Below are 15,949 nucleotides of genomic sequence, written 5' to 3' on the forward strand. Positions count from 1 at the left end.
CCGGTGCCCGGAGCCTCGGCACCGGATCGGATGTCGGCGCCACGCCGTAGTCTGTTGTGGTGACCACCGCTCTGTACCGCCGCTATCGCCCGGAGTCCTTCGGCGAGATGATCGGGCAGAGCCAGGTGACCGAGCCGCTCATGACGGCGCTGCGCAGCGACCGGGTCGGCCACGCCTACCTCTTCTCCGGTCCCCGCGGCTGCGGCAAGACCACCTCGGCCCGCATCCTCGCGCGCTGCCTCAATTGCGCGCAGGGCCCGACCGACACCCCGTGCGGCGAGTGCGACTCCTGCAAGGAGCTCAGCCGCGGCGGCGGCGGTTCGCTCGACGTCGTCGAGATCGACGCCGCCTCGCACAACGGTGTCGACGATGCGCGCGACCTGCGCGAACGCGCCGTGTTCGCCCCCGCGCGCGATCGCTTCAAGATCTTCATCCTCGACGAGGCGCACATGGTCACGGCGCAGGGATTCAACGCGCTCCTGAAGCTCGTCGAGGAGCCCCCCGCGCACGTGAAGTTCATCTTCGCGACGACCGAGCCCGAGAAGGTCATCGGCACGATCCGCTCGCGCACCCATCACTACCCGTTCCGCCTCGTCGCCCCCGCCGCCATGCTCGAGTACGTCGAGCAGCTCTGCGCCAGCGAGGGCGTGACGGTCGAGCCCGGTGTCCTGCCCCTCGTCGTCCGCGCCGGCGGTGGATCGCCGCGCGACACCCTCTCGCTCCTCGACCAGCTCATCGCTGGCTCCGAGGACGGCGCCGTGGGCTACGAGCGCGCGGTCGCCCTGCTCGGCTACACGCACGCCGAACTGCTCGACGAGGTCGTCGACGCGTTCTCGTCGCACGATGCCGCCGCGGCTTTCGGCGCCGTCGACCGCGTCGTTCAGACCGGTCAGGACCCGCGACGTTTCGTCGACGACCTGCTCGAGCGCCTGCGCGACCTCATCATCGTGGCGGCGACCGGCGAGGGCGCCCGCGCCGTGCTGCGCGGTGTGCCGGCCGACGAGCTCGAGCGCATGGGGCGCCAGGCGGCTGCGTTCGGCACCGATCGGCTCTCGCGGATCGCCGACCTCGTCGTCACCGCGCTCGACGACATGACCGGCACGACCTCGCCCCGCCTGCAGCTCGAGCTTCTCGTGGCCCGTGTCCTCGCGGCGACGGATGCCGGTGCGCCCGCCGCGGCCGCGCCCTCGGCGCCCGCGCCGGTCGCCTCCGCGCCGGTCGCCTCCGCGCCGGTCGCTGCGGCGCCGGTACCTGCGGCGCCGGCACCCGCCGCGGTGGAACCCCGCGCGACGCCCCCGGTATCCGCTCCCGCCGCTCCCGGCGCAGGGGCCGCCGCGGCGCCCGCCCCGTCGGCGCCCGAGCCGGCCCCGGCGGCCCTGCCCGAGCCGCCCGTCTCGACCGGGCCGGTGACGTTCGCGCAGATCCGCGACTCGTGGCCCGAAATCCTCCGCCGGCTCGAAGACCTCAGCCGCACATCGTGGATGATCGCGAGCGCGTCCCGGCCGGTGGCATATGCGGAGGGCGACATCCTCACGCTGTCGTTCCAGAGCCACGCCGATGTGCAGTCGTTCAAGAAGCTGAGCGCGGGCAAGGGTCCGAGCGAGGATCTGCGCACCGCGATCCTGTCGGTGCTCGGCGTGCGGGTGAAGTACCTCACGCGGCACGACACCGATCCGACCCCGCCGCCGCCCGGCGGCGTCGGACCCGACGTCCCGCCCGCCCCGACGGCCCCGCCCGCCGCGACGCCCTCGTCCGGCCCCGGCGGCGCCGCTGCACCCGCGGCATCCCGTCCGCCGTCCGCCGCCCCGCGGACCGCACCCGCGGCCGCCGCGCCCGTCACCGAGTGGGCGGTCGCTCCCATCCCCTCCGACGACGGTGCGCCCGCCGCGCAGTTCGCGGTCGACGAGGAGCCCGAGGATGCGGCCCCCGCGCCGGTCCGCACGCTCACCGCGCCGCGGGAGGGCGATGTTCTGCCCGCCGAGGCACCCGACGACGACGAGGACGACGTGCCGCCGCCGGTGGATGCCGACGCGCCCGTCCCGGTCCACACCCCGCCGCCCACGCGGCTCGCCGCCGAGCCGCCGCGCGCGCCGCGTCCGGGCGGCATCGAGCGGGTCGGCGAGGCGGCGGTCCGCCAACTGCTCGGCGCCCGGTTCATCCGCGAGGAGCCGTACACGCCGCCGACGAGGTTCAACTGACCCATGTACGACGGCATCGTCCAAGACCTGATCGACGAGTTCGGGCGCCTTCCTGGCATCGGCCCGAAGTCGGCGCAGCGCATCGCCTTCCACATCCTGCAGACGCCGTCCTTCGACGTCTCCCGGCTCGCGCAGCTGCTGTCCGAGCTGCGTGAGCGGGTGCGGTTCTGCGAGATCTGCGGCAACGTGTCGGAGCAGACGCAGTGCTCCATCTGCCGTGACCCCCGTCGCGACCGCACCTTCATCTGCGTCGTCGAAGACGCGAAGGACGTCTCGGCGATCGAGCGCACCCGCGAGTTCCGGGGGCTGTACCACGTGCTCGGCGGCTCGATCAGCCCCATGGCGGGTATCGGTCCCGACGACCTCCGCATCGCGCAGCTCATGCAGCGCCTCGCCGACGGCACCGTCACCGAGGTGATCCTCGCGACCAACCCGAACCTCGAGGGCGAGGCGACCGCGACCTACCTGAGCCGCCTGCTCCACACCCTCGAGATCCGGGTGACCCGGCTCGCGTCGGGACTCCCGGTCGGCGGAGACCTCGAGTACGCCGACGAGGTCACCCTCGGGCGTGCCTTCGAAGGCCGTCGCGCGGTCTAGTCAGTCGGTCGGGGCGAACAGCTCCGGCTCCTGGGCGAGCGTGCGCTCGATGGCCGCGAGGATGTCCTCGTCCTCGAGGCGGTACTCGCCGTTCACACGCTCCTCGGCCTCGCCCCACGCCTCTTCGTCGCCGACCCCCGCCGTCTCGTCGTACTCGGACGCTGCTCGGTCCACGGCCTCGGCGGTCGCTTCGAGTCCGAGGGTGCGGTAGCCGTCGGCGATCGCGTTCAGGGGGAACTCGTCATCGGTCGAGTGCACCTCGATCGCGTACCAGAATCCGCCGTTCTGGACCATTCCGTGGAAGGTGAGGACCCGTCGGGCGGCGAGGTCGCCCGCCAGCGTCGCGGCGGCGTCGAAATCGACGGCCCGGTTCCAGATCGCGTCACTCGCAGAGCTCATGCGAAGAGCCTAGGGGAGAGCTCAGGACCGCTCGCGCGCGCGGGCGCGGATGACGGTGCCGAGCGTCGCGCGCAGCGGCTGACCGACGTAGATGCCGAGCGACGCGCCGACGGCCAGCGCGATCCCGACGGTCGCCGCCGAGGCGAGGGTCGTGAAGCCCATGAGCAGCGTCACGGTGCTCTGCCCGGACTCGACGACGCCGAGGAGGCCGCGGAAGACGGCCGCGCCGGGCACCATCGGCAGGATCGCCGCCGTCGTGATCGCCACCGACGGCACGTGCAGCTTGTAGGCGGCGAGGATGCCGATGAGGCTCCCCACGAACGCCCCCACACCGCTGGCGGCCGCGGTTTCGAAGCCGAGGGCGGATGCCGCGGTGTAGCCCGCCCAGGCGACGACGCTCAGGGCCACGCTGACCGCGACGACCCGGAGCCCGGCGCCGTTGTAGATCGTGACCGAGACGGCGATGAGCGCGGCGCCCGCGAACTGCAAGGGGATCGGCCCGAACGGCAGCGGGTCGTTCGGGGCGTCCATCCCCGCCCCGACGACGCGCGCCGTCTCGAGTCCCGCGAGGATGCCCAGGACGACACCCAGGGTCTGGGTCGTGAGTTCGAGGATGCGGCCGGTCGCCGTGAGCGCGAAGCCGTCGATCGCGTCCTGGGCGGCGCCCACGACGGTGAGCCCCGCGAGCATGAGCACGATGCCGGAGGCGACGATGACCGACGGTCGGATTTCCTGCGCCGCCATCCATCCCGTCGCCTCGAGGCGCGGGGCGACGGCGGCGATGAGGGTCAGGACGAAGGCGCCGGCGACCTGGCTGAAGAAGAACGGGACGTGCGCGCGGCCGAGGAGGAACTGCGTGATCGCCGCCCCCGCCGCGGCGATGAAGGAGAGCAGGATGACCAGCCAGTTCGCGCCGAACATGAGGGCGACGCCGACGGCGAGCAGCGCCTGCGCCCCGACGATCACCGGCGGGTGATAGGCGAAGGGGGTGCGGCGCACGATCCGGAACTCGGCGCGCGCGGATTCCAGCGGCATCCCGTTCCGGATCGCCGCGACGAGGGCCTGCAGCCGCTGCAAACGGGCGTGGTCGGGGGCCTGGCTCCGCACGACGCGCATGAGCGTGATCGGACGGTCGGCGCCGCTGCGGTGATGCGCGACGGTGATCGAGTTGTAGCTGACGTCGACGTGCACGGGGTCGAGGCCGTACACCCCGGCGACCCGGACGATCGTGAGCGTCACCTCGCTCGCGGGGGCGCCCGAGGCGAGCATGGACTCGCCGATGCGGATGGCCAGATCGAGCACCCCGACCGCGAACGCGTCGTCGATGACGGGCAGCATCTCGGTGTGCGGAGCTGAGCTCTCGGGAGTGCGGACGAGGGCCTGCAGCGACGTGAAGAGCTGGCGTCGTCCCATGGGATCCAGCCTAAATGAGCCCTTCCGGCGGTCCGCCCGCGTCACATGGCTGTCGCGGTACGGGCCGCTCCGTAGGATGGACGGCGGGCGTGAGTCTCCGCCCGCCGGCTGCGCCCGGCATCCACCCGGGAGTATCCGACCATGGCCCTGATCGTCCAGAAGTACGGCGGTTCGTCCGTCGCCGACGCCGAGAGCATCCGCCGCGTCGCGAAGCGCATCGTCGACGCCCGCCGCGCCGGTCACGACGTCGTCGTCGCCGTGAGCGCGATGGGTGACACGACCGACGAGCTGCTCGACCTCGCCTCGCAGGTCTCACCGCTGCCCGCTCCGCGCGAGCTCGACATGCTGCTCTCCAGCGGTGAGCGCATCTCGATGGCGCTGCTCGCGATGGCGATCAACTCGATGGGCTTCGAGGCGCGCTCGTTCACGGGCAGCCAGGCCGGCATGATCACCGACAGCTCGCACGGCGCCGCCCGCATCGTCGACGTCACCCCCGTCCGGGTCCGTGAGGCGCTCGACGAGGGCGCGATCGTCATCGTCGCCGGCTTCCAGGGGTTCAGCCGCGACACCCGCGACATCACGACGCTCGGCCGCGGCGGCTCCGACACCACCGCCGTCGCGCTGGCCGCCGCCCTGAACGCCGACGTCTGCGAGATCTACAGCGACGTCGACGGCATCTTCACCGCCGACCCGCGCGTCGTGCCGAAGGCCCGCAAGCTTGCGACGGTCCAATCCGAGGAGATGCTCGAGCTCGCCGCCAACGGCGCGAAGGTGCTCTACATCCGCGCCGTCGAGTTCGCCCGCCGTCACGGCGTCATGATCCACGCCCGCTCGACCTTCAGCTCGGGTGTCGGCACGTACGTTCTCGGTCCGGGGATGACCGCCCCCGACCACGAAGAGGGAGAAGAGATGGAAGAGCCCATCGTCACCGGTGTCGCCACCGACCTCAGCCAGGCCAAGATCACCGTCGTCGGCGTGCCCGACGTCCCCGGCAAGGCCGCCGAGATCTTCAAGATCGTCGCGAAGTCCGGCGCGAACGTCGACATGATCGTCCAGAACGTGTCGGCCGCCGCCACCGGGCGCACCGACATCTCGTTCACCCTGCCCAAGGCAGAGGCGTCGACGGCTCTGCGCGCCCTGTCGGTCGAGCAGGGCTCGGTCGGCTTCGACAAGCTCGTCCACGACGACCAGATCGGCAAGCTGTCGGTCGTCGGCGCCGGCATGCGCACCCACTCGGGCGTCTCGGCGACCCTGTTCGAGGCGCTGTCGACGACGGGCGTCAACATCGAGATGATCTCGACCTCCGAGATCCGCATCTCGGTCGTCGTCCGCGGTGACGACCTCGCCGAGGCGGCGCGTGTCGTGCACACCGCGTACGGTCTCGACGGCGACACCGAGGCCGTCGTCCACGCCGGCACCGGCCGCTGACGACGACCCCGCCGGGCTTCATCCCTGCGCGGCGAGCCAGTCGTCGAAGGTCGGCCCGGCGAGCCTCGCCCCCGCGGTCGGCAGGTTCAGCCCGGCGCGCATGCCGCGCATCTGCGCCCCCGGGATGCCGACGGGGATGACGGGGGTCCGCGAGCCGTCCCGACGCACCCACGCCCGGATCATGCGCTCGAGGAGTTCCTCGCGGGGCCCCGCGAGGTCCGTCGCACGTCCCTGCGGTCCCGAGACGGCGAGGGCGACCAGTCGCGCCGCGACCTCGGCGGCGGCGACCGGCTGCACGCGGGCGCGCGGAGCGAGCTGCAGCGGCCCCAGTCGTGCCTGCGACGCCACCTGCCCGGCGAACTCGTGGAACTGGGTCGCCCGCAGGATCGTCCAGGGCACCGTGCCGCGTTCGAACAGCTCCTCCTGCACGACCTTCCCGGCGTAGTAGCCGTTCGGGTTGCGGTCGATCCCGACGATCGACAGCAGCACCGCGTGCGCCACACCCGCCGCCCGGGCCGCCGCGAGGAGCGTCCCGGAGGCGGCGCGGAAGAACTCCGTCGACGTTGTCGCGCGGGTGGTCCCGACGCTGGCCGCGTCGATCAGGGCGTCGACGCCCACCAGCGCGCGATCGGTCGCCGCGCGGTCGCGCAGATCGACCCCCGCCGCTCGCGAGAGGACGACGGGCTCGTGCCCCGCTGCGCGCACCCGCTCCACCACGAGTCGTCCGACGGTGCCCGTTCCGCCTGCCACTGCGATCTTCATCTCTCCCCTTCCGAAGGTGTGTCACTGTGGTGACGACGCAGCCTCCGTGAATGTGAGGCCGGGGACGGAGATCGCGATGACGGATGCCGCGACGCGACCGGATGCCGCGGCCGGCGAGGTCGACGCGCACCGCCGCATCCTCGTCTCCGCGGCCCATCGCATGCTCGGGACGCTCGCCGAGGCCGAGGACGCCGTGCAGGAGGCGTACGTCCGCTGGGTGCGCCTCAGCGACACTGAGCGGGCGGAGATCGCGAATCCGGCGGGCTGGCTCATGCGGGTGACGGGTCGGATCTGTCTCGACGTGCTCGGCTCGGCGCGGGCGCGCCATGAGATCTACGTGGGGGAGTGGCTCCCCGAGCCGGTCCCCGCCGAGTCCGCCGGCGGCGACCCCGCCGATGCCGCCGCCGGGGCGGAGAGCGTCTCGACGGCGCTCCTGCTCGTCCTCGAGACCCTCACCCCGGCCGAGCGCGTGGCGTTCGTGCTGCACGAGGTGTTCACGGTGCCGTTCGGGGAGATCGCCGAGGTGCTGGGGCGTTCGCCCGCCGCGTGCCGACAGCTGGCGGCATCCGCTCGTCGTCACGTCGGCCGCCGCCCGGGGGCCACCGTCCCGCGCAGCCGGCACGACGAGGTCGTGGCCGCGTTCGCCGCCGCGAGTGCGACGGGGCGGCTCGACGCCCTCGTCCGCGTGCTCGCGCCCGACGTCGTCCTCGTCTCGGACGGCGGCGGGGTCGTCTCCGCGGCCAGGCGGCCGGTGCGCGGTGCCGACCACGTCGCGCGGTTCCTGCTCGGGCTGGCTCAGAAGCAGCCCGCGGCGGTGTACGAGCCGGCGGTCACCGGCGACGGCCTCGGTTTCGTCATACGCCTGGGCGGCGCCGTCGCCGCGGTCGTGACGTTCGCGACCGACGGCCAGCGGATCACGGACGTCTGGATGATGCGCCACCCCGGCAAGCTGCGCGCCTGGGTGTGACGCCCGGGCGACACATGCGGATCACGGCACCCGCGGCGCCGGTAGAATCGCCGGAACCCGCTCTCCTGCGCCTTGTCGCGACGCCTCGTCGCGCGGCGCCGCACCCCCGAGGAACCGCACCATGACCGTCTTCTCCGATTCGGGATTCTCCGTCGCCGTCGTCGGCGCCACCGGCCAGGTCGGGACGGTGATGCGCGACATCCTCGTCGAGCGCGCGTTCCCGATCCGTGAGCTCCGCCTGTTCGCGACGGCCCGCTCGGCCGGCTCGACGATCGAGGTCGACGGCCGCGAGATCGTCGTCGAGGACGTCGCGACGGCCGACCCCGCCGGCATCCAGATCGCGCTGTTCTCGGCCGGCGCGACGGGCTCGCGCGCCCACGCGCCGCGGTTCGCCGAGGCGGGCGCCGTCGTCATCGACAACTCGAGCGCCTGGCGGATGGACCCCGAGGTCCCGCTCGTCGTCAGCGAGGTCAACCCGCACGCGATCGAGGATCTGCCCAAAGGCATCATCGCCAACCCGAACTGCACGACCATGGCCGCCATGCCCGTGCTCAAGCCCCTGCACGTCGAAGCGGGGCTCGTCCGCCTGACCGTCAGCACCTACCAGGCGGTGTCGGGCTCGGGTCTGGCGGGGGCCGAGGAGCTGCTCGGCCAGGTGGAGTCGGTGGTCGGCCAGGGCGGCGCGATCGGTCTCGTCCACGACGGCGCCGCCGTCGAGTTCCCGGCGCCGCAGAAGTACGTCGCCCCCATCGCGTTCAACGTCATCCCCTTCGCCGGCAACCTCGTCGACGACGGCGAGGACGAGACCGACGAGGAGAAGAAGCTCCGCAACGAGAGCCGCAAGATCCTCGAGCTTCCCGACCTCCGCGTCGCCGGGACCTGCGTCCGCGTTCCCGTCTTCACGGGCCACTCGCTGTCGATCCACGCCGAGTTCGCGCGCGACATCACTCCCGCCCGTGCGCGAGAGGTCCTCGCCGACGCCGCGGGGGTCGCCCTCGCCGACGTGCCGACCCCCCTCGCCGCCGCCGGCGCCGACCCGAGCCTCGTCGGCCGCATCCGGGCCGACCAGTCCGCGCCCGAGGGTAAGGGCCTCGTCCTGTTCATCAGCAACGACAACCTCCGCAAGGGGGCCGCTCTGAACGCGGTCCAGATCGCCGAGCTCGTCGCCGCGAACCTGAGCGCCCGCGTCTGAGGGTGGATGCCGGGTGCCCCCGTCCCCGCGCGGCGGCACCCGGCATCCGCGTTTCACCTGGGGAAAGAACCGTGTTTCCTGCACCGCCGGCGGCGCCCCGACGGCGATCGCCGGTGGTCGGGCGACGTAGACTGGATGACCGTGACTGACAATCCCGGAGCAGACGATCACGCCGCAGAGAACGCCGCCGCGAGCAGCCCCGCCGCGGCGAGTCCGACGGGGGTGTACGACGCCCTGCTGATCGGCGGCGGCATCATGAGCGCCACGCTCGGCACCCTGCTGCAGCAGCTCGAGCCGGACTGGAAGATCGGCGTGTTCGAGCGTCTCTCCGAGGTCGCGCAGGAGTCTTCCAACGCGTGGAACAACGCGGGTACGGGCCACGCGGCTCTCTGCGAGCTGAACTACACGCCCGAAGGACCCGACGGCACGATCGACCCGGCGAAGGCGATCGGGATCAACGAGCAGTTCCAGCAGTCCCGGCAGCTGTGGAGCGCCCTCGTCGAGCGCGGCGTGCTCGACGAGCCGTCGACGTTCATCAACGCGACGCCGCACATGACCTTCGTCCGCGGCGAGAAGGATGTCGCGTTCCTCAAGAAGCGCTACGAAGTGCTCAAGGAACAGCCGCTGTTCGCCGGCATCGAGTACTCCGAGGACTCGCGCGTCATCAACCAGTGGTCTCCACTGCTCATGCAGCAGCGCCGCAAGGGCGAGCCCTTCGCGGCCACGCGTGTCCCCGCGGGCACCGACGTCGACTTCGGTTCCCTCACCCGTCAGCTGTTCGAGCACCTCGCCGCGCAGGGCGTCGACGTCGAGACCAACCGCGAGGTGCGCGACCTGAAGCGTCAGAAGGACGGCACGTGGGAGGTCACCTACCGCCGCACCGTCGGGCGCACTCCCGGCAAGGTGCGGGCGCGGTTCGTCTTCGTGGGCGCCGGCGGCTGGGCCATCAAGCTCCTGCAGCGCTCCGGCATCCCCGAGATCTCGGGCTACGGCGTCTTCCCGATCGGCGGCCAGTGGCTGAAGACCTCCAAGCCCGAGCTCGTCGCGCAGCACAAGGCGAAGGTGTATTCGCAGGCGTCGGTGGGCGCGCCGCCCATGTCGGTGCCGCACCTCGACACCCGCGTCGTCGACGGTGAGGCATCCCTGCTGTTCGGCCCGTTCGCGACGTTCAGCCCGAAGTTCCTCAAGAACGGTCGGATGACCGACATCATCGCCCAGGTGCGCCCCGGCAACATCCTCCCGATGCTCAAGGTCGCGATCGACAACCCCGGTCTCATCAAGTACCTCGTCAGCGAGCTCCTCAAGGGTCACGCGAAGAAGGTCGACTCGCTCCGCGACTTCATGCCCAGCGCTCGCGATGAGGACTGGGAGCTCCTGCAGGCCGGTCAGCGCGCGCAGGTCATGAAGAAGGACCCCAAGAAGGGCGGCGTGCTGCAGTTCGGCACCGAGGTCGTCAGCTCCGCCGACGGCTCCATCGCAGGACTGCTGGGCGCTTCGCCGGGCGCCTCCACGGCCGCGTCGATCATGCTGGGTCTGCTGAAGACCTGCTTCGCCGACCGCCTGCCGGCGTGGGAGCCGACCCTCAAGGAGCTCATCCCCACGTACGGTCGGACGCTCAACGACGCACCGGAGACGGCGCGCGAGATCCTGCAGACGACCGCGGCTGCCCTCAAGATCAACGCCTGAGACGCATCCGTGGCGAAGCTCTACTTCCGCTACGGCGCGATGAACTCGGGCAAGTCGACGGCGCTGCTGCAGGCCGCCTTCAACTACGAGGAGCGCGGGCAGCACGTGCTGCTGGCCAAGCCCGAGATCGACACCAAGGGCGCTGACCAGATCTCCAGCCGGCTGGGCGTCGAGCGCAAGGTCGACTTCCTCATCGGGCCGGACGACGACGCCCGCGCGCTGTTCGCGGAGCATCGCCGGCGGGTGCAGCTCGAGGCCGAGGCGGCGCTCGTCCCCGACACGCGCACCGACGTCGCGTGCCTGCTGATCGACGAGGCCCAGTTCCTCGTGCCCGATCAGATCGACGACCTGCTGCGGATCGCGGTGAACGACGGCATCCCCGTCCTCGCCTACGGCATCCGCACCGACTTCCAGACGCGGGCATTCCCGGGCTCGGCGCGACTCATGGAGCTCGCCCACAGCCTGGAAGAGCTGAAGACCATCTGCCGCTGCGGCAGCAAGGCGCTGTTCAACGCGCGCCTCGTCGGGGGCCGGTTCGTCTTCGACGGCGACCAGGTCGCGATCGACGAACTGTCCGCCGACCGCGTCACGTACGAGTCGATGTGCGCCCGGTGCTACCTGCGCGAGTCGGGCGGCAGGCTGCGCTGAGGCGGCTCAGCGGGCCGGCAGGGTCGGGATCAGCTCGTCGAGGTAGGCGGCAGTGTCCTCCCAGCCCTCGACGGCGTGGCAGGTCACGCCCATCGCGAGGACGGGGTAGTCGTTGCCGTGCTCGTCGAGGCGGTCGCCCACGAACAGCATGTCGTCGAGGGGGATGCCGGTCTGCTCGGCCAGCTTGCGCATGCCGTAGGCCTTGTCGATGCCCCGGTGCGTGATGTCGACCGAGGTGGACCCGCCGGAGCGGACCTCGAGGTCCGGGATGCGGGCGGCCACCGCGTCGCGCAGTGCGTTCTTCTTCTCGCCCGTCGGATCCCACGCGGTCTTGGCATCGAGGGGCGCCGACTGACCGAGGGCCGAGAACGTGATCTGGGAGCCGCGGTCCTCGAGGATGGGGCCCCACGTCTCACTCTCCCAGAGGCCGAGGCGCCTGGCCTCCTCCTCGACCGCAGCGAGGGCGCGCGACTTCTCGTCGTCGGTGAGGGAGAGGGCGTAGACCGTCTCGATGCCGTCCGCGGTGAGGCGGTAGTACTGCGTGCCGCACGTGGGCATCAGGTGCAGGCGCGCGAGGGTCGCGGCATCCGCGTCGGGCAGCTTCTCCACCACCTGCGTCTGGAACTGCTGCAGCTGCCCACCCGAGATGATCGCGACCTCGACGCGCGCGGCGAGGCGCAAGAGGAGCTCACCCATCCGCGGGTCGATCGCGGTCTTGGACGGTGCGAGCGTGTCGTCGAGGTCGAAGGCGACGAGGCGGGGAGAGGTCATGGTGCTCCGGTTCCGTGGAAGGTGCGATGGCCCCTCCGAGGAGGGATGCGAAAGGCCCCGCCGGTGTCCGGCGGAGCCTCTCTGCGGTCGGGGTGACAGGATTTGAACCTGCGGCCTCGTCGTCCCGAACGACGCGCGCTACCAAGCTGCGCCACACCCCGTGGCAACCCTCCAAGCTTACCCTGCCGACCGCCCGTCGGGCGAATCGTCGGCGCGTCGGGCGCGGAGGACGAGGACGGATGCCTCGGGTCGGCACGCGAAGCGCACGGGTGCGTAGATCGAGTGGCCGAGGCCGGCGCTGACGTTCAGCGGCACCGTGCGTCCGTCGTGCGTCCACGAGCTGAGCCCGCGCGCCTTCTCGAGCGGGATGTCGCAGTTCGACACGAGCGCCTTCTTCGCGAAGGGGATGCGGACCTGGCCGCCGTGCGTGTGCCCGCCGATGAGGAGGTCGGCACCGGCATCCGTGAACGCGTCCAGCACCCGCCGGTAGGGAGCGTGCGTGACCCCCAGGCGGACGTCTGCGCCGCCGCCGAGGGCGCGGAGCGCGTCGGAGGAGGCATCGAGGTCGTCGAAGTCGCGGTGCGCGTCGTCGACCCCGAAGCCGTCGATGCGGGCACCGCCGACGCGGATGCTCGCGGCAGTGTTGTCGATGAGCGTCTCGCCGAGACCCGTCAGGTAGTCGTCGAGGGCGTCGGTGTCGAGCGACGGGGTGAAGGACTCGTGGTTCTGCGGTCCCGACGGGCCGAAGAGGTATTTGAGCGGGTTGCGGGCGCTGGGGGCGACTTTGTCGTTCGACCCGTGCACGAAGAAGCCGGGCACGCCTCGGAGGGGCGCGAACGCCGCCCGGATGCCGCGGAGACCGTCGACGTGCCCCAGGTTGTCGCCCGTGTTCACGACGAGGTCGGGTTGGATGCGGTCGGCGATGTCGGCGATCCAGCGCTGCTTTCGGTGCTGCCACGGCGCCATGTGGGCGTCGGACAGGTGGAGGACGGTGACCGAGGGGCTCCCCGGCGGCAGGACGGCCAGCTCATGACGCCGAAGCGTGAAGAGGTACCGCTCGATCCCGACGCCCCAGACGCCGGCGGCGACGCCGACCGCCCCCACCGCGCCGAGCGCGGTGAGGGCGGTGTGACCAGCCGGCCTCACGGACCGTTGCCGTTGCCGTTGCCGTTGCCGCGGCCGTTGCCGCCGCCCCCGTTGCCGCCGCCGTCACCGTCACCGTTGCCGTCGCAGTCGGAGGACTGGTACTCGATGGTGATCGTGGCGTCGCGGCTCACGGTCTCGCCGGCGGCGGGATCCGTGCCGGTGACGACACCCTCTGCGGGCGCGCCGTCGTTGTCCTCGCACGTCTGCGCGACGTTGCGGAAGCCGGCGTCGGACAGTGCCCGCGCCGCCTGCTCCGGGGTGCCGCTCACACCCGGGACCACGACGCCTTCGCCGTCACTCGGGTTGATGGTGACCGTCGTGCCCGAGACGACGCGGCCCGCGCCGGGCGTCTGGGACACGATCGTGCCCTCGGCCTCGGGCGAGGAGACGGGCTTGCCGACGACGACGCTGAAGCCGGCGTCCTCGATCCGCTCGGTCGCGGCGTCGACGTCCAGGCCGATCACGCTCGGAAGCCGCGCGTAGCTGCGCTTGGTGAGTTCCGTCGACGGCTCGGGGAACTCCGACCCGCCGAACTCCTCGTTCGCGGCGCGCTGCATGGCGGGCCAGATCGAGTTGCGGATGCGGGAGAGGCGGTAGCCGCTCTCGTAGTGGTTCTCGAGGCGCTCCTGGCCCTTGACGTTGCCGACCCAGACCGCGGTGGTGACCTCGGTGCTCGAGCCGATCATCCACGTGTGGAGGAACTGGTGGATGCCGGTCTTGCCGAAGATCGGAACACCGTCGAACGTGCGCGCACCGCTACCGGTTCCGCTCCCGGTCATCACGCTCTGCAGGACGTAGGCCGCAGTTGCCGCGACGTCCTCGCTGAGCTTGCGCTCGCACTTCGTGTCGGGGATCGGCTGCTCCTCGCCGTCCGCGTCGACGACGCGGTCGATGGCCTTCGCGGCGCAGAGCGTGCCGTTCGAGGCGATCGCGGCGTACGCGTTCGCCATGTCGATGGGCGCGACATCCTGCGAGCCGAGGACGTCGTAGGGGTTGTTGTTCTGGTCGAGCGGCTGGCCGTTGCCGAGCGTCACTCCCAGGTCGCCCGCCAACTTGTTCGTCGTGCAGACCGGGATCTTCTCCGCCATCGCCAGGAAACCGGAGTTCAGCGAGTCCTTCGTGAAGCGGGCGACGGTGCCGGTGTAGCCCCGGTTGCGCTCGAAGTTGCCGATCCGAGGCTGGCCGTCGGGTCCGGTGCCCTCACCGGTGTAAACGGTCTGCGTCGCACCGTCGCACGTCTGCACCGTCTTGGTGCCGACGCGTCCGTTGAGCATCTCGTTGACCGAGTGACCCTGCTGCATCCAGTTGATGAGGCTGAACACCTTGTAGGTCGAGCCCGCGGAGTGACCGCCGCCGCCGTTCTTCACGGGAACGTTGTAGTTGACCTGGGTGCTCGTCTTGTCGTCGGCCTGATCCGCCCACGGGCGGTTCTGCACCATCGAGAGCACACGACCCGTGCCCACCTCGACCTGGACGCCCGAGGCACCGAGGTCCATGTAATCGACGCTGGCGGGCACCACCGAGATTGCCTCGTTCGCGGCCTCCTGCAGGGATAGGTCGAGCGTCGTGTAGACGCTCAGCCCGCCACGACGCAGCGCCGCGATGCGGTCCGCCTCGCTCTCACCGAATGCCTTGTCGCCGCGAATGATCGACGTGACGTACGCGCAGAAGAATTCGGCCCCCTCAGCCTCGGAACACCCCTGCGGACGCGACGTGATCTGCGGCTCGATGGGTGCGGCGACAGCTTCATCGTGCTCGGCCTGCGTGATCTTCTTATCCTCGAGGAGGCGGTCGAGAACGTAGACCTGACGCGCCTTGCTCAGCTTGTAACCGTCACCGGCGCCGTTGACAGGCGTGCCGTCGCTGGTCGTCGTCGAGCCGTCGGGCCGGTCGATGCGGAGCGTGTTGGGCTCCTGCACCATGCCGGCGATCACTGCCGCCTGACCGATGGTCAGCTTGTCGGGCGTGGTGTCGAAGTAGTGCCGCGCGGCCGCGCCGATGCCATAGACAGTCCCGCCGAAGTGCGCGATGTTGAGGTAACCGAGGAGGATGTCGTCCTTCGAGTACTCCTTCTCGAGCTGGATGGCGTAGCGCATCTCCTGGATTTTGCGCTGGTAGCCCGCCGTGCCTGTGTTTGCGGTGGACTCCTTGTAGCAGGCCTGAACTTGCTCGGTACCGACGGCCTTCGCCTCGCAGGTCTGCTGCAGGACGTTCTTGACGTACTGCTGGGTGATCGAGGATCCACCGCGGTTCGAGCCGGAGCTCGCGTTGCGGGCGAGCGCGCTCAGCGTGCCGAGCAGGTCGACGCCGCCGTGCGTGTAGAAGTTCTTGTCCTCACTCGAGAGGATCGCGTCGTACATCACCGGGTTCACCTGGTCGAAGGTGACCGGGATGCGGTTCTGATCGTAGAACTCGGTGAGCTTGACGTCCTTGCCCTCGTCGTCCTTCGCGTAGATCGTCGTCGGCAGCATGAGCTTCTCGATCTTGAGGTAGCTCGGCATGTTCTCGAACATCTTGATCGCGCTCGTCGCGGCGTAGCCGGAGACGGCGATCGCGGGAGTGATGGTCGCCGTGACGAGGAGAGCGGCCACAGTGCTCAGACCGATGAGGCCCAACAGGCCTCCGAGCACACCGGTGGCCGTGCGTTTCGAGTGGGGCATAGGCTGATCGTAAGGGAGATAGCTGGGTGACGCCTCGGTGACGCTCCCGTCGTCGCGCCCGTCTGGGCCGCCCCGCCTCGAC

13 protein-coding genes and 1 tRNA gene are annotated in these 15,949 nt (G+C 71.0%); 7 read left to right on the forward strand and 7 right to left on the reverse strand.

All coding sequences use genetic code 11. From position 1 onward, the window contains the following. Positions 1-59: 59 nt before the first annotated feature. On the forward strand, positions 60-2,198 hold the full coding sequence (locus Q9S36_RS12940) for a DNA polymerase III subunit gamma and tau (protein ID WP_311285474.1): 2,139 nt from the start codon (positions 60-62) through the stop codon (positions 2,196-2,198). 3 nt (positions 2,199-2,201) lie between these two features. Next, on the forward strand, positions 2,202-2,795 hold the full coding sequence (recR, locus tag Q9S36_RS12945) for a recombination mediator RecR (RefSeq protein WP_064003041.1): 594 nt from the start codon (positions 2,202-2,204) through the stop codon (positions 2,793-2,795). Here recR and Q9S36_RS12950 read toward each other — a convergent pair whose 3' ends face one another. Both Q9S36_RS12950 and Q9S36_RS12955 read right to left on the reverse strand, forming a co-directional pair. After that, entirely contained in the window at positions 2,796-3,194 is a 399-nt protein-coding gene (locus Q9S36_RS12950; protein WP_217530878.1) for a hypothetical protein, read from the reverse strand. A 21-nt stretch (positions 3,195-3,215) separates the two neighbouring features. Then, positions 3,216-4,607: a threonine/serine exporter family protein gene (locus tag Q9S36_RS12955; protein WP_311285475.1), complete on the reverse strand. Its 1,392-nt coding sequence runs from the start codon at positions 4,605-4,607 to the stop codon at positions 3,216-3,218. Between the two features lie 141 nt (positions 4,608-4,748). On the opposite strand from Q9S36_RS12955, the gene Q9S36_RS12960 reads away from it, so the two are divergent. Continuing rightward, the gene (locus tag Q9S36_RS12960; protein ID WP_064003044.1) at positions 4,749-6,035 is read left to right on the forward strand and encodes an aspartate kinase; all 1,287 of its coding nucleotides are present in this window, start codon (positions 4,749-4,751) and stop codon (positions 6,033-6,035) included. Between the two features lie 18 nt (positions 6,036-6,053). Here Q9S36_RS12960 and Q9S36_RS12965 read toward each other — a convergent pair whose 3' ends face one another. Continuing rightward, positions 6,054-6,797 carry an NAD(P)H-binding protein gene (locus Q9S36_RS12965; RefSeq protein ID WP_311285476.1) on the reverse strand — a complete coding sequence of 248 codons (744 nt, stop codon included), beginning with the start codon at positions 6,795-6,797 and terminating at the stop codon, positions 6,054-6,056. A gap of 52 nt (positions 6,798-6,849) precedes the next feature. Between Q9S36_RS12965 and sigJ the strand changes: the two genes are divergently transcribed. From sigJ to Q9S36_RS12985, 4 genes are all read left to right on the forward strand, one after another. Then, complete coding sequence (sigJ, locus tag Q9S36_RS12970) at positions 6,850-7,764, forward strand: RNA polymerase sigma factor SigJ (RefSeq protein ID WP_311285477.1); 915 nt, start codon at positions 6,850-6,852, stop codon at positions 7,762-7,764. 121 nt (positions 7,765-7,885) lie between these two features. Then, positions 7,886-8,956 (forward strand): aspartate-semialdehyde dehydrogenase, encoded by a 1,071-nt coding sequence (locus Q9S36_RS12975; RefSeq protein WP_311285478.1) that lies wholly within the window; start codon positions 7,886-7,888, stop codon positions 8,954-8,956. A 135-nt stretch (positions 8,957-9,091) separates the two neighbouring features. After that, on the forward strand, positions 9,092-10,642 hold the full coding sequence (locus Q9S36_RS12980) for a malate:quinone oxidoreductase (protein WP_311285479.1): 1,551 nt from the start codon (positions 9,092-9,094) through the stop codon (positions 10,640-10,642). A gap of 9 nt (positions 10,643-10,651) precedes the next feature. Next, positions 10,652-11,290, forward strand: coding sequence for a thymidine kinase (locus Q9S36_RS12985; RefSeq protein ID WP_311285480.1), 639 nt, complete (start codon positions 10,652-10,654; stop codon positions 11,288-11,290). A gap of 6 nt (positions 11,291-11,296) precedes the next feature. Here Q9S36_RS12985 and Q9S36_RS12990 read toward each other — a convergent pair whose 3' ends face one another. From Q9S36_RS12990 to Q9S36_RS13005, 4 genes are all read right to left on the reverse strand, one after another. Continuing rightward, positions 11,297-12,061, reverse strand: a complete 765-nt coding sequence (locus Q9S36_RS12990; protein WP_311285481.1) for an HAD-IIB family hydrolase — start codon at positions 12,059-12,061, stop codon at positions 11,297-11,299. Between the two features lie 87 nt (positions 12,062-12,148). Next, a tRNA-Pro gene (locus tag Q9S36_RS12995) sits at positions 12,149-12,222 on the reverse strand. Between the two features lie 16 nt (positions 12,223-12,238). Beyond that, entirely contained in the window at positions 12,239-13,207 is a 969-nt protein-coding gene (locus tag Q9S36_RS13000; protein WP_311285482.1) for a metallophosphoesterase, read from the reverse strand. Then, entirely contained in the window at positions 13,204-15,867 is a 2,664-nt protein-coding gene (locus Q9S36_RS13005; RefSeq protein ID WP_311285483.1) for a transglycosylase domain-containing protein, read from the reverse strand. The genes Q9S36_RS13000 and Q9S36_RS13005 overlap by 4 nt, the downstream gene beginning before the upstream one ends. Positions 15,868-15,949 lie beyond the last annotated feature (82 nt).

The sequence above is a fragment of the Microbacterium sp. ARD31 genome (assembly GCF_031844425.1).